Source organism: Phyllobacterium sp. CCNWLW183 (assembly GCF_037203775.1).
In the GTDB taxonomy this organism is placed as follows: Bacteria; Pseudomonadota; Alphaproteobacteria; order Rhizobiales; family Rhizobiaceae; genus Phyllobacterium; species Phyllobacterium ifriqiyense.
This window is the reverse complement of record NZ_JBBCBN010000003.1, coordinates 409,106-427,042: the sequence shown is the minus strand read 5'-3', so window position 1 is coordinate 427,042 and position 17,937 is coordinate 409,106. Positions and strand designations below refer to the sequence as shown.

At 53.4% G+C, this 17,937-nt stretch carries 24 protein-coding genes; 14 read left to right on the top strand and 10 right to left on the bottom strand.

Annotation, left to right across the window (positions count from 1 at the left end; genetic code table 11):
- The first annotated feature begins 13 nt into the window (after positions 1 to 13).
- The 7 genes from V9K95_RS10210 (at position 14) to V9K95_RS10180 (ending at position 5,842) form a co-directional block, all read left to right on the top strand.
- Positions 14 to 586, top strand: coding sequence for a TRAP transporter small permease (locus V9K95_RS10210; protein WP_336440718.1), 573 nt, complete (start codon positions 14 to 16; stop codon positions 584 to 586).
- A 3-nt stretch (positions 587 to 589) separates the two neighbouring features.
- A complete protein-coding gene (locus tag V9K95_RS10205; protein WP_115051487.1) occupies positions 590 to 1,996 on the top strand; it encodes a TRAP transporter large permease in 1,407 nt (468 codons plus the stop codon).
- Positions 1,993 to 3,039, top strand: a complete 1,047-nt coding sequence (locus V9K95_RS10200) for an L-idonate 5-dehydrogenase (RefSeq protein ID WP_336440717.1) — start codon at positions 1,993 to 1,995, stop codon at positions 3,037 to 3,039. The genes V9K95_RS10205 and V9K95_RS10200 overlap by 4 nt, the downstream gene beginning before the upstream one ends.
- A gap of 82 nt (positions 3,040 to 3,121) precedes the next feature.
- Positions 3,122 to 3,979, top strand: a complete 858-nt coding sequence (locus V9K95_RS10195; RefSeq protein ID WP_336440716.1) for a D-alanyl-D-alanine carboxypeptidase family protein — start codon at positions 3,122 to 3,124, stop codon at positions 3,977 to 3,979.
- A 114-nt stretch (positions 3,980 to 4,093) separates the two neighbouring features.
- Entirely contained in the window at positions 4,094 to 4,678 is a 585-nt protein-coding gene (locus V9K95_RS10190) for a hypothetical protein (protein WP_336440715.1), read from the top strand.
- Positions 4,678 to 5,265, top strand: a complete 588-nt coding sequence (locus V9K95_RS10185) for a hypothetical protein (RefSeq protein ID WP_336440714.1) — start codon at positions 4,678 to 4,680, stop codon at positions 5,263 to 5,265. Before V9K95_RS10190 ends, V9K95_RS10185 begins: the two co-directional genes overlap by 1 nt.
- 4 nt (positions 5,266 to 5,269) lie before the next feature.
- Positions 5,270 to 5,842, top strand: coding sequence for a hypothetical protein (locus V9K95_RS10180; RefSeq protein WP_336440713.1), 573 nt, complete (start codon positions 5,270 to 5,272; stop codon positions 5,840 to 5,842).
- A 1-nt stretch (position 5,843) separates the two neighbouring features.
- On the opposite strand, the gene V9K95_RS10175 is transcribed toward V9K95_RS10180, so the two are convergent.
- From V9K95_RS10175 to V9K95_RS10165, 3 genes are all read right to left on the bottom strand, one after another.
- Positions 5,844 to 7,133 carry a hypothetical protein gene (locus tag V9K95_RS10175; protein WP_336440712.1) on the bottom strand — a complete coding sequence of 430 codons (1,290 nt, stop codon included), beginning with the start codon at positions 7,131 to 7,133 and terminating at the stop codon, positions 5,844 to 5,846.
- 67 nt (positions 7,134 to 7,200) lie between these two features.
- Positions 7,201 to 8,385, bottom strand: a complete 1,185-nt coding sequence (locus V9K95_RS10170) for an MFS transporter (protein ID WP_336440711.1) — start codon at positions 8,383 to 8,385, stop codon at positions 7,201 to 7,203.
- A gap of 218 nt (positions 8,386 to 8,603) precedes the next feature.
- Positions 8,604 to 9,428, bottom strand: a complete 825-nt coding sequence (locus V9K95_RS10165; protein WP_336440710.1) for an aldo/keto reductase — start codon at positions 9,426 to 9,428, stop codon at positions 8,604 to 8,606.
- A gap of 138 nt (positions 9,429 to 9,566) precedes the next feature.
- Here V9K95_RS10165 and V9K95_RS10160 point away from each other — a divergent pair, with 138 nt between their 5' ends.
- The 3 genes from V9K95_RS10160 to V9K95_RS10150 are packed head-to-tail and all read left to right on the top strand — an operon-like array spanning position 9,567 to position 11,151.
- The gene (locus V9K95_RS10160) at positions 9,567 to 10,469 is read left to right on the top strand and encodes a LysR family transcriptional regulator (protein WP_336440709.1); all 903 of its coding nucleotides are present in this window, start codon (positions 9,567 to 9,569) and stop codon (positions 10,467 to 10,469) included.
- A gap of 60 nt (positions 10,470 to 10,529) precedes the next feature.
- Complete coding sequence (locus V9K95_RS10155) at positions 10,530 to 10,760, top strand: XRE family transcriptional regulator (RefSeq protein ID WP_115051477.1); 231 nt, start codon at positions 10,530 to 10,532, stop codon at positions 10,758 to 10,760.
- Positions 10,761 to 10,809: 49 nt separating this feature from the next.
- Positions 10,810 to 11,151, top strand: coding sequence for a hypothetical protein (locus V9K95_RS10150; protein WP_336440708.1), 342 nt, complete (start codon positions 10,810 to 10,812; stop codon positions 11,149 to 11,151).
- A 6-nt stretch (positions 11,152 to 11,157) separates the two neighbouring features.
- Here V9K95_RS10150 and V9K95_RS10145 read toward each other — a convergent pair whose 3' ends face one another.
- Both V9K95_RS10145 and V9K95_RS10140 read right to left on the bottom strand, forming a co-directional pair.
- On the bottom strand, positions 11,158 to 12,015 hold the full coding sequence (locus tag V9K95_RS10145) for a DMT family transporter (protein ID WP_336440707.1): 858 nt from the start codon (positions 12,013 to 12,015) through the stop codon (positions 11,158 to 11,160).
- A gap of 10 nt (positions 12,016 to 12,025) precedes the next feature.
- Positions 12,026 to 12,439 (bottom strand): VOC family protein, encoded by a 414-nt coding sequence (locus tag V9K95_RS10140; protein ID WP_336440706.1) that lies wholly within the window; start codon positions 12,437 to 12,439, stop codon positions 12,026 to 12,028.
- Positions 12,440 to 12,609: 170 nt separating this feature from the next.
- Between V9K95_RS10140 and V9K95_RS10135 the strand changes: the two genes are divergently transcribed.
- Entirely contained in the window at positions 12,610 to 12,771 is a 162-nt protein-coding gene (locus tag V9K95_RS10135) for a Thivi_2564 family membrane protein (RefSeq protein ID WP_115051473.1), read from the top strand.
- A gap of 33 nt (positions 12,772 to 12,804) precedes the next feature.
- On the opposite strand, the gene gcvA is transcribed toward V9K95_RS10135, so the two are convergent.
- Positions 12,805 to 13,695: a transcriptional regulator GcvA gene (gcvA, locus tag V9K95_RS10130; protein ID WP_115051472.1), complete on the bottom strand. Its 891-nt coding sequence runs from the start codon at positions 13,693 to 13,695 to the stop codon at positions 12,805 to 12,807.
- 120 nt (positions 13,696 to 13,815) lie between these two features.
- Between gcvA and V9K95_RS10125 the strand changes: the two genes are divergently transcribed.
- Positions 13,816 to 14,055 carry a hypothetical protein gene (locus tag V9K95_RS10125; RefSeq protein ID WP_307282276.1) on the top strand — a complete coding sequence of 80 codons (240 nt, stop codon included), beginning with the start codon at positions 13,816 to 13,818 and terminating at the stop codon, positions 14,053 to 14,055.
- Between the two features lie 6 nt (positions 14,056 to 14,061).
- Here the strand turns inward: V9K95_RS10125 and V9K95_RS10120 are convergent, their stop codons facing one another.
- From V9K95_RS10120 to V9K95_RS10110, 3 genes are all read right to left on the bottom strand, one after another.
- Positions 14,062 to 14,250 (bottom strand): hypothetical protein, encoded by a 189-nt coding sequence (locus tag V9K95_RS10120; protein WP_115051470.1) that lies wholly within the window; start codon positions 14,248 to 14,250, stop codon positions 14,062 to 14,064.
- Between the two features lie 62 nt (positions 14,251 to 14,312).
- Complete coding sequence (locus V9K95_RS10115) at positions 14,313 to 14,714, bottom strand: (R)-mandelonitrile lyase (protein ID WP_115051469.1); 402 nt, start codon at positions 14,712 to 14,714, stop codon at positions 14,313 to 14,315.
- Positions 14,711 to 15,091, bottom strand: coding sequence for an ArsR/SmtB family transcription factor (locus V9K95_RS10110; RefSeq protein WP_336440705.1), 381 nt, complete (start codon positions 15,089 to 15,091; stop codon positions 14,711 to 14,713). Before V9K95_RS10110 ends, V9K95_RS10115 begins: the two co-directional genes overlap by 4 nt.
- Before the next feature lie 121 nt (positions 15,092 to 15,212).
- Between V9K95_RS10110 and V9K95_RS10105 the strand changes: the two genes are divergently transcribed.
- Entirely contained in the window at positions 15,213 to 16,388 is a 1,176-nt protein-coding gene (locus V9K95_RS10105; protein WP_336440704.1) for an MFS transporter, read from the top strand.
- 24 nt (positions 16,389 to 16,412) lie between these two features.
- On the opposite strand, the gene V9K95_RS10100 is transcribed toward V9K95_RS10105, so the two are convergent.
- Complete coding sequence (locus V9K95_RS10100; protein WP_115051466.1) at positions 16,413 to 17,444, bottom strand: fatty acid desaturase; 1,032 nt, start codon at positions 17,442 to 17,444, stop codon at positions 16,413 to 16,415.
- 229 nt (positions 17,445 to 17,673) lie between these two features.
- Between V9K95_RS10100 and V9K95_RS10095 the strand changes: the two genes are divergently transcribed.
- Positions 17,674 to 17,913, top strand: a complete 240-nt coding sequence (locus tag V9K95_RS10095; protein WP_115051465.1) for a hypothetical protein — start codon at positions 17,674 to 17,676, stop codon at positions 17,911 to 17,913.
- The last annotated feature ends 24 nt before the right edge of the window (positions 17,914 to 17,937 follow it).

The following is a 17,937-nucleotide window of genomic DNA, read 5'->3' as shown; positions in this document are numbered from 1 at the left end:
GACGGAGACAGCCATGTCCAAGGAAGTTCATACACAGATCACAGCGGAAGAAATTGCCCATTCATTCGAGGATGCGGCGCCGGTTATTAACCTGCGCGAATATGCGGTTGAAGACTGGCTGACACTCGTCGTCTTCTGGCTGATGACCGGCTGCGTTTTCCTGCAGTTTTTCACACGCTATGTCCTCAATGACAGCTATGCCTGGACAGAGGAAATCGCCATCAATTGCCTGATCGGCGTCGTATTTCTCGGCTCCGTCATGTGTGTTCGCGTCTCGCGCCACATTCAGGTGGATGTGCTTTACCACTATCTGCCTGCTCCCATTGCCCGCATTCTTGCAACTTTTGTCGATCTCGTTCGCATTGGCTTTTTTATCTACGCTGTGTGGTTGATGTGGCGCTATGTCGAGATTGTTGCCGACGAAATGATGGTGACAATCGATCTGCCGCGCAACATCGTTTTTTACGGGGTTCTCTTATCTTTCGTCCTGATGCTGCTTCGTTCCATTCAGGTTTTTATTGCCAATATCCGCCGTGGCTATTCCGTTCTGGAACGTCCCGAAGAATTCCAGAGCGTCGAGGGCTGATCAATGTTGCTGCTTGTTGGTTCATTTCTACTATTGATGATTGTCGGTGTGCCGGTCGCAATTTCGATGGCCGTGGCGTCAGTGCTCTATCTCGTGTTTTTCGGTGTTGCACCCGACATTATTGTCGCTCAGCGCATGATCGCCGGGGTTGAGAGCTTTCCGCTGCTCGCCGTGCCGTTTTTCATTCTCGCCGGTAATCTGATGAATTCGGCCGGTGTTACAGGCCGCATCTATTCCTTTGCGGTTTCGCTTGTGGGATGGATGAAGGGCGGACTGGCGCAGGTCAATATTATTGGCTCGGTAATCTTCTCCGGCATGTCGGGAACGGCACTGGCGGATGCCGCCGGTATCGGCACAATCGAAATCAAGGCGATGAAGGATCATGGCTATCCGGTGGAAGCAGCGGTTGGCGTTACGGCAGCTTCGGCAACGCTTGGCCCTATTTTCCCGCCATCCCTGCCTTTTGTGATCTATGGCATGATGGCCAATGTTTCCATTGGCGCGCTGTTTATGGCCGGTATTGTGCCCGGCATCGTCATGACCGTCTTGATGATGATTACGGTTGCTATCTTCGCTTATGTGAAGCGCTGGGGTTCCGACACGCCATTCGAACTCAAGAATCTGCTTGAAGCGTCGCTGGAAATCGTCGTCGTCGCCTGCGTGCCAGTCCTCATCTATCTGCTCACGCTTACCGGCTTGTCTATAAATGCTTCGGTCGGCATTGCACTTGTGGTTCTGCTGGCTGCCGACTGGTATTTCGACTTTTCCGCCGTCATGGCACTGATGACACCCGTTATTCTTATCGGCGGCATGACCATGGGTTGGTTTACACCGACAGAGGCAGCCGTTGCCGCAGTTCTCTGGTCACTGTTTCTTGGGTTGGTACGCTATCGTACCATGACAATGGCTAGTCTCGCCAAAGCGAGCTTTGATACAATCGAGACCACCGCTTCCGTGCTGTTTATTGTCACTGCCGCTTCGGTTTTCGCCTGGCTCCTGACGGTCAGTCAGGCGGCGCAGCTTCTTTCTGCGGCCATCCTCTCGATTACCGACAGCAAATGGGTGTTCCTGATACTGGTCAATATACTGATGCTGTTTGTCGGTTGCTTCCTCGATACCATTGCGGCAATCACAATTCTTGTGCCGATCCTTTTGCCGCTGGTCTTGGGTTTCGACATTGATCCGGTTCATTTCGGACTGATCATGACGCTTAATCTCATGATCGGTCTGTTGCATCCGCCGCTGGGCATGGTGCTGTTTGTACTGTCCCGCGTCGCGAAGCTTTCCGTGGAGCGAACCACCATGGCAATTCTGCCCTGGCTGGTGCCGCTCTTCATCGCACTGATCGCCATTACCTTCATTCCGGCGATTACACTTTGGCTCCCAACCCAACTAGGCCTGATAAAATGAGTAATAAAGGTATCGCTGCCACGCTTTTTGCAGCGGAAGATCTCCGCGTCGTTGACATTGAACTTGGAGAACTCGCGCCCAATATGGCGCGGGTCAAGTTCGGTGCCGGCGGGATATGTGGCTCTGACATGCACTATTTCCGGCATGCAAAGACCGGCGATTTCGTGGTCACTTCGCCGCTCATTCTCGGCCATGAAGTTGCCGGTGAGATCATCGAAATCGGCCGCGACGTTACTGGTATTGCCGTTGGCGACAGGGTTGCCGTAAACCCGTCCCGTTGGTGCGGAACCTGTGCCTATTGCCATGAGGGACGCCCGAACCTTTGCGAAAATATCTATTTCATGGGTTCTGCATCCAAGACGCCTCACATGCAGGGCGGTTTCGCCAGTGTGTTTGACGCGGTTGCCGCGCAATGCGTCAAAGTCCCGAACGATCTGCCATTCCAAGCTGCGGCATTGGCTGAACCCCTTGCGGTCTGCCTGCATGCCGTTCGGCGCGCAGGGCATGTAAAAGGGACTTCAACGATCATTTTCGGCTCCGGACCAATCGGACTGTTGACATTGCTGGCACTGAAACATGCGGGGGCGGAATCCGTGACAATGGTCGATATCGCGGCTGCACCGTTGAAGTTTGCCGAAGAGCTGGGCGCAGACCAGATCGTCGATGTCTCCGGCGGAGAGGAAAGATTGGCCGAAGTTGCTGCGGCGACACCATTCGACATTGCTTTTGAAATCTCCGGCACGCCGGCAGGTCTGGCCTCGGCCATTCGCACAGTTCGGCGCGGTGGCACAGTTGTTCAGGTCGGCAATCTTGCCGGTGGATCAATTCCCGTGCCTGCCAATGCGGTCATGTCCAAGGAACTCGATCTGATCGGCACATTCCGCTTTGGCGATGAATTCTTCGAGGCTGTGGAATTGATTGTTGAAAACAAGATTGATGTCCTCAAGCTGGTAACAGGCGAATACAAACTCGCCGACGCGCCGGAGGCCTTCCGCACAGCATTAGACAGGTCGCGCAGCGTCAAGGTTGTTCTGACAGCCTGATGCTCATGCGACCGCTTGGCGTTGCCGCTGAAATCAGCTAACAAGGCGCATCTGGTCCAACCACAATATGCCGCGAGTATCCATGTTTTTGCATCCTGTCGTGAAATTCGTAGCTGTGTTGGGTCTGACCTTAAGCGTTGCAAGTGGATGCACGACGGCAACGTCGCTCGATTCCGTTGGGGCAATTACGCCAGCCCCAACGACTGAAAAATCCGCTGCCATCGTGGTTGATGGCAGCACGGGTGCCGTGCTTTATCAAGCGGGTGCCGATCTGCCGCGCATACCGGCATCGCTTACCAAAATGATGACGCTTTATCTGACATTCGAGGCGTTGCAATCGGGGCGGATCAGCAAGGATACGCAGATACCGATTTCGGCTCGTGCGGCCTCGCAGGCACCAAGCAAGCTTGGTCTTAAACCCGGCAGAACGATTGATGTGGATACTGCAATCAAGGCGCTGGTGGTTAAATCCGCTAATGATGTTGCCGTGGCTTTAGCCGAGTATCTGGGCGGAACTGAAGAGCAATTTGCGGCCCAGATGACCGCAAAAGGCCGACAGCTTGGTATGCGCGGCACGATTTTTCACAACGCTTCCGGGTTGCCCGACGCGCAGCAGATTACCACTGCGCGAGATATGGCTTTGCTGGGCTTGTCTTTGCGTAAGCATTATCCGCAGCAATATCATTACTTCGGAGCACAGGATTTCATGTTCGACGGCAAAATCATCCGTGGACATAACCGTGTTCTGGCCCAGTTGAACGGCGCAGATGGCATCAAGACAGGCTATGTTCGCGCCTCCGGTTTCAATATCGTCACATCGATCAGTGATAATGGCCGCCAGCTCGTCGCTGTCGTGATGGGCGGCGAAACTGCCAGACAGCGCGATGCGCAAGTTGTAAGTCTTGTTAATGCCTATCTGCCGCAAGTCGCACACAAGTAGCCTTATCGGGACGGTTTCTCCGCAGGGTTGAAAAACACCCCCTTGCTGTTGCATGGTCTGTCCAGCGCGACTCATTTTCTGGGTTACGGAACGGTTGTGGAGAGACGCAGATAGATGTGGTCCCATTTCGTCACGTTTCGCAGCAAGGCTACGGCCTGGCTGACAGCAGGGCTTGGTTCATTCGCGGCGTTGGGGCTCGCCTTTGTATTGGGAGCATTTGAAGCGGCTGAAAAGCCGCAGCTTCCGCAAATTACAGCCGGTCAATCCATGGAGGCGGGAAAGTGGCTTATCAAGCCTCTTTCAATTCGGGTAACTGACCAGAAAGTTTACAGCACGACACCGAAGGACGGGCAAAAGGCGATCATCCTTGAAGTGGAATTGATGAACCGCACGATCGAGTCCGATAGCGGCTATTACAAAATCTTTCAATGGCCTGCCAATATTGCAGAAAAGACCGAACAACCGATGGTCTATCTTACGCGCGATGAATCCATGTCGCCAAATCTGCAACCCGGAATGCCGGAGAAAATGGTTTATGTCTGGCTGATGCCCAGCGATGTGGTGGCGGGCAATGATGTTGAACTGGCAATTGAGGCTTGGGGATTCAAGCATCGCAACAATTTGACCGGAACGCCGGGGTGGTGGAGCAAAAGCATTGTGGGTTCGGTGCGCTTGCCGCTGCAAAGGGAGCAGGGCTGATGCGCCGCTTGGCGAATATTGCCGTCATCCTTGTGGCGGTGGCCTTGCTGTACGGCATGTGGGTGACGAAACCGCGTTATGGCGAACTCACAGGGCCGATTGCTGCCTATGGCAAGATGCATGATCGAGTGCACACACGCGAATTTGACGTAACGCTCAATCAGGTGATTTTTGCGCGTGAATTGACTTATACCCAGTTCGGAAAAGAAAAGGTGCTTACGACCTCCGGTCTTTGGGCGATCGCCTTGGTAGAGCTTGCTGCAACGACCAAAAGTACGGGTGTTTCAACGGCCATCTGGCGAGGACCTACCGGCCTCAGATTTGCACAAAGCAATCGGGTTGGCTGGTTGCCCGGACAACCGCCTTACATGCTCGAGCCGGGATTGCCGAAACAGGTGCAACTGGCGTTTGAGATATTGCCTGATCAGGTCAATGGCGCGACGCTGCTTCTATCGGCGCAGATGAAACCCTCATTGGATTCCGAAGCGCGGATCAAAATCGACGACTTCAAAAAATTCAATGATGGCATGCCGTTGATCGTCGATCGTTTCGACATATCACGTCCACAACCGGCTGCGGGAAGCTGACGCGATGGCTGTGACGGATCATGATACCCAACCTTCCGAGCGCCGCTGGCGCCGCCGCAGCCTGTGGGCCCTGCTGGTGATTGTCCCGGTCTCATTGTTCACCATCAGTTATGGCGACTATGTGGAAATGAGCCGTTACACCGATCTATACCCCACTGAAGTGGCTGCGGGTGAGGTCAAGCATTATGGTGGCAGCGACTGGCAGTTTTACGGGACGCGGAAGGTGCAAGAGGGCATTCGCCCCGGCTCGCTGCCCGCAGGTTCCGTGCCTGTGATTGCAAGATTTCTCGTGGAGATCGGCGATACCAATTTGCAGGAGCGATGGCTCATGTGTGCAATCCGACTGACAGACAAGGCTGGTCGCTCTTGGTCTCCAACGTCCATTCCCGGAATGCGCCCTGCAAAACAGGGTATCCAGACATGCACGTCGGCCATATTTTCAGGAGCGGAAAAAGGCACAAGAATGGTGATCGAAGAGCGGTTCCTCGTGCCGGTAGCGGTCGCGGATGAACTGCGCCCGACATTGGGTGTCTATAGCGAGCGGCCTTATTATCTGAGGTTCGCCCGCACCGAATAGATCAGATTGGCTTCGCCACAAGGCTGGTGTCCGATTGAGGCTCTGTCTTTCTCATCGAGAAGGCTGTTTCCAAAATTGCAGCGAGGAAGCAGATGCGCAAGGGCTCCACGAGCAGACCGGTGGAAGAATCCTGCATCGGGCTGCCCAACAAAAAGACAATCGCATTGCCAGCAAATTCCCAAACCCTGCCGGGTTGCGGGCCGATTATATGGGCTGCGCCCAGCCACGCCCAAGCGGCCACCCACTCAATAAAGCGATAGCCAAGAATCAGCGTGATGATAAGCAGCAGCCCGGAATTCAGTGTCAGCCGCACTCCATTGGCGATTGGAAGATAACGTGAGCGATAGCCGCTGACGAAGTGATTGATAAAGTCTCGGATAAATTTAGGCACTGCCTGGTAGCGTTCGCCAAAACGCTCGACCCGGTGATGCACCCGCATGAGTTCTGTCTGGTCACGAACATCATAGCCATAGACCAGCGCAATCATGACCAGCCAGATCACGGGTAAAAGCGCGTGGAAAAACAGGTTGGTGGCAATTGTGCCAAAGCTTTCGGGAATCTGTTCTACCGGGATCATTGTCGCCGCATAGGCAACCGAAACAGGTTGCGCGATCCCGGCAAGCAATTGCTCAAACCATGACCATAGTTTGCCATTGACCAGTGCCTGCATCCAGTCATCTTTCCAGCGGCTGATAATGTAGAGACCGATGAAAATCCAGTTGGTTTCGCAAACCACAATGACGATTTCCCAGAAAGATCGCTTTGTGCGTTCTTTCATGGTCTTGGCAAACCAGCGAACAAGCCAGGAGAGCGCAACGGACAGCAATATCCATTTGGAGTCTAGGACATCCAAGACATTGCCATTTCCGCCAAAGGGCATCATCGACAGGGCCAAACGGGAATATTGGCGAACCGTATCGCCAAGAAAACCCCAGGCTGCATAATAGGCAAAGAACGGGATAAGGGCGACAGCGATAATCGTCGTCAAACGGGAAAATCCGGAGCCGCTGCCCGCCGCTGCCTTGTCGGATTGTGCTTGGGCAGCGCTGACAGAAGGCAGTCCCGGGCGCACAATCTGGATCATGGAAACAGTTGTTACCAGCTGCGTAAGCGCAACGAGGGTCAACACGCCAAGCCCGGCATAATGGTTCATATAGGCTGTTTTGACAGCCAGATGCATCAATATATGGGAAGCAGTAAGCCCCAGAAGCACCACCGCCACCAATTGGGGCCAGAAGCGCAACCAGAGCTTGAACGTCAGCTTGATGGGCAGTGCCACTTCGGCCAGCATGAAACACCTCTTGCGAATCTCATGCTGACCTTACCGATTTTTACAAGGCTGCCAAGTTTTGAGCCTGTCAGGCGTGGGCGAGGACCCGGGCAGACTCGCGTCGGTCGAGCATCTGACTCCAAAGAGTAAGGCCGAGCGCACCAACAACGAGCAGGGAGCCAACCCAAGGCGTTGCGCCAAGGCCAAGCGGCGAAGCAACGACAATGCCGCCAAGGAAGGCACCACCGGCAATGCCAAGGTTGAAGGCAGCGATGTTCAGCGCCGAAGCCACGTCAACCGTTTCAGGTGTATGGATCTTGGCGAGTTGCACCACATAGAGCTGGAGGCCGGGCACATTGGAGAAGGACAATGCCCCTAAAGCGGCCAGAGTTACCAGCGCCCAGACCGGCGATGTGGCGGTGAAGGTGAACGCCGCCAAGACAATCGCCTGTAAGAGGAACATGACTGCAAGCGCTCTGACCGGATTGCCATCGGCGACACGACCACCGACCATATTTCCAACGGCGATGGACAGGCCATAAAGCACAAGGATCAGGCTGACCGTGGAATTGGCATAGCCAGTGATCTGTTCGAGAACAGGCGCAAGGAATGTGAACATCACAAAGGTGCCGCCATAGCCGAGTGCTGTCATGGCAAAGGCAAGCAGAAGACGCCCGCTCCCCAGAACACGAATCTGATCAATGATGCGGGCAGGGGCGGCTTTTGCGATCTTGGATGGCAAAAGGAATGCAATGGCAAGGAATGCGATGATGCCAAGCACGGTTACGGCCCAGAAGGTTGCACGCCAGCCAAGTTGCTGGCCGATAAATGTGCCGAGTGGAACCCCAGTGACGATAGCAACAGTCAGGCCAAGAAACATCATGGCGATTGCTGAGGCACGGCGATTGGGCGCAACCAGATCAGCGGCGATTGTTGCGCCGACCGAGAAAAACACGCCATGTGCAAATGCGCTGATGACGCGGGCGACGAGCAATAGCTCATAGGTAGGCGAGAGTGCTGCCGCAGTGTTGCCGACGACGAACAGGGCCATGAGACCGAGCAGCAATGGCTTGCGCTCGATTCTGCCTGTGAGGGCGGTCAGTATGGGTGCGCCGAAGGTGACGCCAAGCGCATAAACGCTGACGATAAGCCCGGCGAGCGGCAACGTAATGTTGAGATCTGTGGCAACTGTGGGCAAGAGGCCCACAATGACGAACTCTGTCGTTCCGATGGCATAGGCGCTGATCGTCAGCGCTAGAAGTGCGAGAGGCATGATCCTATCCTTTGATTGGATGCTGCGTTAAGCCAGCCCTCAAATAGAAATTACTGATGGCCGGTTGGTTGCCCCCAATATGAGCCATCGCAATTCCATTGATAATGACCAGATCATGCTCAATGGTTATGAATTCAATTCACAGATAGGTCTAAACGCGACTGCGGCACCTCCTCGGTTGAGGAGATGCCGCGTTCCAATAGCAAAGTTGGTGAGAGTTAATCCCACTTTGGAGCAAGATGACCCGGATTGACAATCCGTCCATCTGGCTTGGCAAGTGCATGCAGGGCCTGCATTTCTTCATTGGTCAGTTCGAAATCAAAGACCTCGAAATTGCTCTTGGCGCGTTCTTCGCTGACAGTTTTGGAAAGCGTGATGACGCCTTCTTGCTGAATGAGCCAACGCAGAACAACCTGCGCTTCGCTCTTGCCATGGGCTGCGGCGATTGCCTTGATGACCGGATCGCCAATGATTTTGCCATCGGCCATGGCATAAAAGGCGGTGATGCTCATGCCGCTATCCCGCGCGGCCTTCAACACAGTGCTTTGATCGAGATAGGGGTGATATTCCACCTGATTTGTCACGATCGGAGCTTTGCTCAACTTGACTGATTCAGCCATGAGGGCTGAACTGAAATTGCTGACGCCGATATTACGGACCTTGCCCGCATCCCGGACTTCGTTGAGCGCTCCAATGCGTTCGGCCAGAGGCACATCGCTCTTTGGCCAATGCAGCAACAGGAGGTCAACATAGTCTGTCTTTAGTTTCGACAGGCTGTCATCGACCGATTTGATGAAATCATCATGCTTGTATTTATCGACCCAAACCTTGGTGGTCAGGAATATATCGCCGCGCGAGACGCCGGAGTTCTTGATTGCTTCACCCACCTCAGCTTCATTGCCGTAGATCTGTGCGGTATCAATATGGCGATAGCCGAGCTTCAGAGCAGCGGGAACCATGCGAAGCACATCCGCGCCAGGCATACGGAACGTGCCAAACCCGATTGCCGGAATTTTTGCTCCATGAGCGCTTACATTGAACATTCTTTATTCCTCTCATTTGCGGCAGCTACAAAATCTGATGATCCAAAGCCTCATATGGGCTTAAACAGCCAGTGTGATAATTCCTTGTTATCGACCAGCTGTTGTGAAACTAATTCATAAGCGGTAGCGGGGTCTGATATGGATAATAGAGCCGGAGAAATGGACGTCTTCGTGACGGCGGTTGAATTGGACAGTTTTTCTGCGGCAGGCAGAAAGCTTGGCCTTTCGCCATCGGCGGTCAGTAAAATGATCCGCCGTATCGAGGATCGGCTCGGTACACGCTTGCTCGTACGCTCAACACGTTCATTGCAATTGACGCCTGAAGGCGAGATTTACCGCCAGCGTGCGCTACGGATCATTTCTGAAATAGAAGAAACCGAGCGCGTCGTCGCCTCTGGTGCATCGGTCGCGCCGCATGGATTGTTGCGGGTCAATTCGTCGGTTGCGGTCGGTCAATTTCTCATCCTTCCGCTTATGCCGAAATTTCTGGAATTATACCCCGAGGTAGAACTTGATTTCACCCTGAGCGAGCGCGTGGTCGATCTTATCGGCGAGCGAGCAGATATCGCAATTCGCGTTGGCCCTATGCGCGACTCGAACCTGAAAGCACGCAAACTGTGTGAAAGCCGCAAGGTTGTAGTTGCATCTCCGGACTACATTGCAAGGCGAGGCAGGCCCAAGCAGCCAGCCGATCTAGAGAAGCACAATTGCCTGAATTTCAATTTCCGCCGCGCTCTTGAGGAGTGGCCATTCAAAAATCGCGATACCGGTGAAATCGAGCGGATGGGTATTTCCGGCAATTTTCTGGCGAGCAGCGGCGCAATCGTGCGGCAGATGTGTCTGGCTGGGTTGGGCATAGCGCGCCTCGGATATTTTCATCTGGCCGATGACATAGAAGCCGGTCGGCTGGAGGTCATTCTGGAGGATTACAATGCTGGCGATATGGAGCAGATCAATGCTGTATTTGTCGGGCATGATTACCTGGCTACTCGCGTGCGCACATTTATTGATTTTCTGGCGGAGAATATGCCGAAAACATAGGAACCAAATTCGCGGCGGCGCATTACCGGAGACGCAAATTTTCCAAACAAGGAGATGACAATGGCCGATGTGATTGAAACAACAGCCTCCGCGATCACTGCCGGGGTCAATCTTGTAAAAACAATCAAGGAAAAATTCGGTTATACGGTCGAAGATCTCGCAATTGCCAGCGGCCTGACCGTGGAAGAGCTCAATGGTATCGAGACGGGCGCTGAGGCCGAGCCAAGCAAGTTACATCGGATAGCGCATTCGGTTGGGCTGCCCGACGTGACACCCCAGATTCAGCATTAATTAGCAATATGGGCTGTCTTTCGTGCCGGATGCAGGCGAATATGCAGCCATGACAGAAGATGGAAAGATACAAAACACTGGGGTCACGCGGCTCAAGCAGCATGCCGATCTGGTTCAGCAGCTTGTAAAGCAGGTTCCAGCGGCCCTTTCAAAGCCCAGCCTTACGCTGGAACAGGTTTCCAGGCTGCACCGGGTAATTCAAAAAGGTGTCGATGATTTCAAGGAGGTTCAGGAACTGGTCAACAGGCCGGGGCTTGACGAAACCTATAGCCGCGCCGCTGGCAGCCTTGCAAAAATCTGGTCGCATCTGTCCTCTGCTGCGGAAGCGCGAATGCAGGATCTGGCCAAGAATGATGCCGATGCATCAGACATGCAGAAGCCCGACGAATAGACCTCTCTAGGACTTGCGATTCTTGAGGTTGAGCAAATTGCCCGAAAGGATCAGCGCCGCGCCGATGGCAGTATAGACATCGATATGTTCGGAATAGACCAGCCAGCCGACGATTGCGGTGAGGGGCACGCGAAGAAAATCCATGGGAATGACCACAGTGGCATCGGCATAGAGCAAAGCTTTCGCCATGCAGAAATGCGAGAATGTGCCGGTGAAGGCAATAATGATAACCCATGGCATGACGTGTGGGCTCGGCCATTGCCAGCTATGCAGGGCAGGTAAAAGACCGATGCCCGACTGAATGACCAGCATCCAGAAAATGATTTTGACCACGCTTTCCGTGCGCGTCAGAGATTTGACCATAGTGAAAGAAATCCCGAAGGTAAAAGCGGCGCCAAGCACGATCAATTGACCGATTTCAATGGTGCCGATACCGGGGCGAACGATGATGATCACGCCGATAATTCCAAGCGCTATTGTAAGCATGCGCCAGATATTGAGCCGCTCGCCCAAAAACGCCACGGCCATGATGGCGGTCCAGGCTGGCGTGGTGAATTCGATTGCAATGAGCTGCGCCAAGGGGATCATTGACAACGCCATCAACCATGCAAACTGACCGGCATAATGTGCGGTATTACGGCCCAAATGCTGCCAGATGCGACTGGTTCGCATCGCTCTTATACCGCCCGATGAGCGGATAAGCGGATAAAGCATGGCGAGGCCGATCAACGACCGCATCTCCATGATCTGGAAGACATTCAGCTCTTTGGAAGCTTCGCGGCCGGAGACCGCCATCAGAATGATGGCTGCCAGCGATCCGGTCATCCAGAACGCAGCCTTGATATTGGACGGCGGCACTTCCATGAATTTTAAGCTACTTGGCGTAGATGCTGGCGAAGTCGGCAAAGCCTTTGACTTCGATGGGATTGCCTGACGGATCGCGGAAGAACATTGTCCATTGTTCGCCCGGCTCGCCCTTAAAGCGTACAACCGGTGGCATGACAAATTCCGCATTTGCAGCCTTCAGCCGATCTGCCAGCCTGTTCCAATCTTCAAGCGCAAGTATGATGCCGAAATGCGGCATGGGCACCATGTGATCTCCCACCTTGCCGGTATTGGTTGTCTCGAATGGCTTGCCTAAATGCAGCGAAATCTGATGACCAAAGAAATCGAAATCAACCCATGTTTCCGTGCTGCGACCCTCCTCGCAGCCAAGAATCTCGCCATAGAAGCGACGAGCTTCATCGAGATCGGTTACATGATAGGCAAAATGAAACAAGGAGCGCATGGGTATTTCCTGAAAGCATGGCGGTTGCCGCAAACTATCAGTGCAGCCCAGAGCAAACAATGCAGGACGAGCACAATGCACTCTTTACGTGCATTGCATGGAACAAAAGCCGGCTCACGAGAGTTTCTAAGGGCTACACTCGTATTGATCCCGAAAACAGGAAATAAATAATGTCGATTTTGATCAGTCTTTTGATCACCGTTCTGGTGATTTTTCTCGTGCTCTATCTCATCCAGATGCTGCCACTGGATGGCCGTGCCAAGCAGATTATTCAGGTCATCGTGGTGGTGATCGGTATTATCTCGCTGCTGCGCTATCTCGCAGTATTTTAAAGATCGGAGCGGGCGGGATTAAACCCGCCCTTTTCAATTGCCATTGCTGCCGATTTGCTCCAGCATCCAGTCGCGAAAAGCGCGGATCTTTGGGACATTTCTGCGTGCTTCAGGATAGACCAGCCAATAAAAATGATCCGCATCGGCACCAACCATATCGAATGGTTGGATAAGCTGACCTTGTTGAATTTCGGATTGATAAAAGGCGGGAGTGAGAATTCCAACGCCCATGCCAGCCAAAACAGCTTTGCCCTCCAGATGCTGATCGCCAAAGCGGTTGCGAGGGTCGCCTTTCAGATCCGGATTATCAATGCCTACCGACCTGAACCATAATTTCCACCAATAATCTCCCGTGTCGACAATTGGTAATTTGAGAAGATCCCTTGGGGTTTCTATCCCTCCGACCGAGGCAGCCAATGCCGGTGTCAACATCGGAGAAAATTCCGCAGCAAAAAGCTTATGGCTCGTCAGGCCAGGCCATTTTCCATTTCCCGACCTGATGGCAACATCGACCTGATGGCGGTTAAAGTCGATCAATTCCCGACTCGCCTGCAATCGTACCGCCAATTGCGGGTGTGAAAGCTGGAAAGACCCCAATCGCGGCACCAACCAGTTTGAAGCAAAAGTCGGTATTGTATTGACGGTCAAGACGCCGTCAGCATTTTCACGTGTGGCGGCGATGGCAGCGCGCATAAGCTCAAACGCTTCGCTGATCGCTGGAGAAAGCCGGACGCCCACTTCAGTAAGCACAACCTGACGCGGTTTGCGTAAAAACAGCAGCGCCCCAATACGCTCTTCCAGCAGCTTGATCTGATAGCTCACAGCCGCTTGGGTCATGCCCAGCTCTTCGGCGGCCTTGGTAAAATTGCCGTGGCGTGCAGCGGCTTCAAAAACCCGGATGGCAGATAAGGGAGGGAGTTGCATCAAGTTTCTCGCATAAGCTGTCCTTATGCATACTACTTGCCGTTTTGTTGGAAAACAACTGGGGTATGGCGCATCTTCGCTTCAACAAAGGGCCAACAGCCTTTACTCGGAGTTAGAGAAATGAACATGTCAAAAGCGCATACACCACCCAAACCAGTATTCTCCGCATGGATAAATTGGATCAAGGGATTGAGAACCGGGCACGGCAAAAACGCGCCTGTCAGTCATGTCCGTATGGATGAGTTCTCAGACCATATGATGCGTGATATTGGAGCCCTGGATGGCAGGAGCTCAACGGGCTACAGGCGCAGGCACTCTGTCGACGGACGGCTCGACGATAATTTCAATGGGCCGCTATAATGGCGGTTATGAATCGAAATCAGTCTCGAGCTTGCGTTCAAGCGCTACAAGGTCATCGGGCAAGGGCATGCCCATGGCCCTGAGCTCATTCAAATGTTCGCGCAGGGTTTCATGGATTTCATGGGCATCCGCTGGCCGCTTGACCATCTCTTCAACCAAAAGTGCGATTCTGGCTTTGACGTCTTCGAATGCCATGATTATTCCCTTTCATGCGAACATACATTTCCAACCCGAACAGGTAACAGAAATGTAGCAGACTAATCGTGGCCGGAATATTGCGTATCTGAAACCTTTTCCATCCATTCCACCGCTTTGCCGTCGAGCGCTTCCTGCATGGCAATATGGGTCATGAAAGTAGTGGGGCTGGCGCCGTGCCAATGCTTTTCGCCCGGTGGGATCCAGATTGTATCCCCAGCCTTGATCTCCCTTATTGCTTCGCCCCAAACCTGAGCAAGCCCGGAGCCGGATGTCACGTGCAAAGTCTGGCCGAGTGGATGGGTGTGCCAGGCCGTACGAGCACCTGGCTCGAAACGGACAGTTACAGCGCGCAATCGCGCAGGTTCTTCCGCTTCAATGATTGGATCCTGCCAGACAGTTCCGGTAAACCAATCGGAAGGAGGGCGGCGCGAGGGGACAGAGCCGTTTGGCGTTATTCTCATGATGGCAATCCTGATTGTTTCGGAAATTCAGTGGAGGAGGGAGCAACGCCAGGTGAGAGCTGCGTTGCTGATGCCAGAATTGAATCCAGAAAACCGGGAAACCGCTTTTCCAAATCCGTGCGCCGCAAGGACAGCAAGCGTTTTGTCCCTTCAGGGCGAACGTAAATAATGCCCGCCTCACGAAGCTTGCCAATATGATAACTCAACGCGGTTTTTGATCCGAGGCTTAGAAAATAGCTGCAGGTCATATTGCGCTCGTCTTCGCCAAATCTCGCAAGCATGGAGATGATTGTCAGGCGGGTTTCATCGCCCAGTGCCGCAAGAACAGCTGGCAGAGCGATTTCTTCCGGCGCAGGATGATACAGAGCGTTCGTCATACCTATGTAATAGCAATTGGCAGGAGAGATTTCAATGTTCAATAATTATTGAACTTACCGCTTGACTTTGATTTGGAGGAGGCGAATAGTTCAATGATCGTTGAACATCTAGGTATTAGCCATGGACATTCGTCTTGTAGGACTGGCGCTGGGCACATTTGCAATCGGCATTGAAGGCTTTGTCGTGGCAAGCCTTCTGCCCGAGATCGCTGGAGACACGGGGGTAAGTCTTGTTCAGGCAGGCTATCTGGTTGTGACCTATGCTTTCGCCTATGCAATTGGAGCGCCCATCGTCGCTGCCCTCACAGGTGCGCTGGATAGGCGTATCGTGCTGGCTGGAAGCGCATTGGTTTTTGTTCTCGGTGCTATTCTTGCTTCAATATCCCCGACATATATTCTCTTGCTGATAGCACGCCTCCTGATTGCAGTGGTTGCCGGGCTTTATGCCGCGACAGCGCAGGCGACAGCCGTTGCAATATCGCAGCCGCATCATCGCGCCAGAGCGATCTCTGTGATCGTCGGGGGAACAACTCTGGCCGTGGCGTTTGGCGCGCCATTGGGGGCATTTATAAGCAGCTTTGCGGGCTGGCGCGGCACATATCTATTCATTGCCCTGATCGGTGTTCTGGCCACGTTGATTGTTTGGCTATTGCTGCCACGCGGCCTTTACGCAGATAAAATGACCTTGGCCAAGCGCCTGAGCGTCATCCGTCATCCGGGCCTGCTGCCCGCACTCTTGACCATGCTTCTCTATATGACCGGAGGCTTTGCCGTATATACCTATATCGCGGCTGTTGCACTGGAGGGGACAGGTCTTTCCCGTGAATACTTGCCGATTATCCTTCTGGCTTTTGGAGTTGGCGCGGCATTCGGCAATTTTCTTGGCGGGCAGTTGGCCGATCGCTTCGGTGCAACGAAAACGGTGATTGCTGCATCCATTCTCAATACAGTTGCCCTGATCCTGGTCAGTTGGATCATGACCTTGCCACATGAGTTTGCCGGTATTGTCTTGATCGCGCACATGGTGGTCTGGGGTGTTATCGCCTGGATGTTTCCACCGGCACAGGCAAGCCGCATATTGGCGATAGCGCCGGAAAGTGCGCCGCTCGCTTTATCGCTCAATTATTCCGCGCTCTACCTTGGGGTTGCCATAGGATCAATGATCGGAGGGCTGGTCATCACCAATCTGGGGCTGAACTATCTGGGCACTGTTGGCAGTATATTCTCAATCCTGGGTCTTGCGGTAATAAGGCTGGCCCGCACCGCGAGGCCCAAAGAGCATCAGTCGATTGCGTGATCGCGCGAGGGCCGGGCGCTGATATCAGACCTGCGCCCTTGCTTCCCTGAAAGAAATCAGTCTTTTGCGGTTTTCATCCCACAATACAAGCTTCACGCAGCGCAGGCTTTCCATGATTGTAATACGGCCAATATCGGCAAGCTCCGGATAGTCCTTCAGAACTTGCGGAAGCCGGTAGCAGGGAACCTTGCTGGAAAGGTGATGAACATGGTGAATGCCAATATTGCCGGTGATCCATTGGAGAAAACCCGGCAATATGTAATGCGAAGAACCATGCAGGGCGGCTTCATGGAACTGCCATTCCGGTGCCGATGACCAATGCGTCTCTTCGAATTGATGCTGAACGTAAAACAGCCAAATACCCGCCGCTCCCGCAAGCGTAACGATGGGCAGGTGTATCAGCAGAAATGGACCGACGCCGACAAGCCACATCAGAAATATGGCGCAGACAGCGATGCCAAGATTGGTTGCCATGGTTGAAATCCACGGCGCAGCACCAGACCGCATCATGCCGAAGGGCAAACGCTGCTTGAAGAAGAACAGCCAAACAGGCCCCACACCAAACATAACCGCCGGGTGGCGATAGAAGCGATAGCCAATCCGGCCCCATCGTGACAACGCGCGATATTCGGCAACCGTCAGCGTAGTAATGTCACCAATGCCGCGTTCATCCAGATTTCCCGCCGAGGCGTGGTGAATAGCGTGACTGCGTCGCCAATAATCATAAGGTGTCAATGTCAGCACGCCAATGACCCGGCCAGTCCAGTCATCCGTGTGGCGGTGAGCAAAGAATGATCCATGGCCGCAATCATGCTGGATCATGAACAATCGCAACAGGAAGCCTGCTGCTGGAATAATGAGAACCAAACCCCACCAATAGCCATAATGGACAGCGGCCCAGCACAAAGCCCAGAAAATAGCGAAAGGAACAAGCGTAACCGCAAGTTCAAAGGCGCTCCGGCCTCTATGCGGTTTGCGATATTGGCTTAGAATTTTAAGCCAAGGACGAGCATCAGAGCTTGCTGCAGGGCTATTTTTTTGTGGAGGAGTTATCATCCGCTATTATATGGCCGCCGAATAAGATCACGCAAGGTGCGCTTTGAAATAAAACGTTACCAAAAGTAGTAACATAGTGCCGCTATTGGAACCGCTGTTAGTGCTTGGCGTTTAGTATCGAATAGGGCACCTATGGCCCCATGTGTTTACTGATGTTTTCTGGATCGAAGGCCTGCCTTTGAATTCTTGGGTCAGTATTAAGATTATTGTTTGACGTAAGGCTAGTGTAATGGACCCAGTGCAATTGATTGTCGTCATAGCGTTCGACCAAGGGGATGCTGGCGAGCTTTTCCCGGTTGGAGAACCGCAGCAATTCGAAACAAAAGATCGCGCCATCCGCACGGCCAAGGATTTGGCTTCAAAACATGCTGGTGTTATCGCTTGGGCCCGGGAAGCGAAGCCGGATGTTGGCGAGTATGGCCCGCCGGAAATTATCTATACAGCGGGAGAGGTACTGGAGCTCGAATAGAGCAGTTTCCGCACATTGAATCAT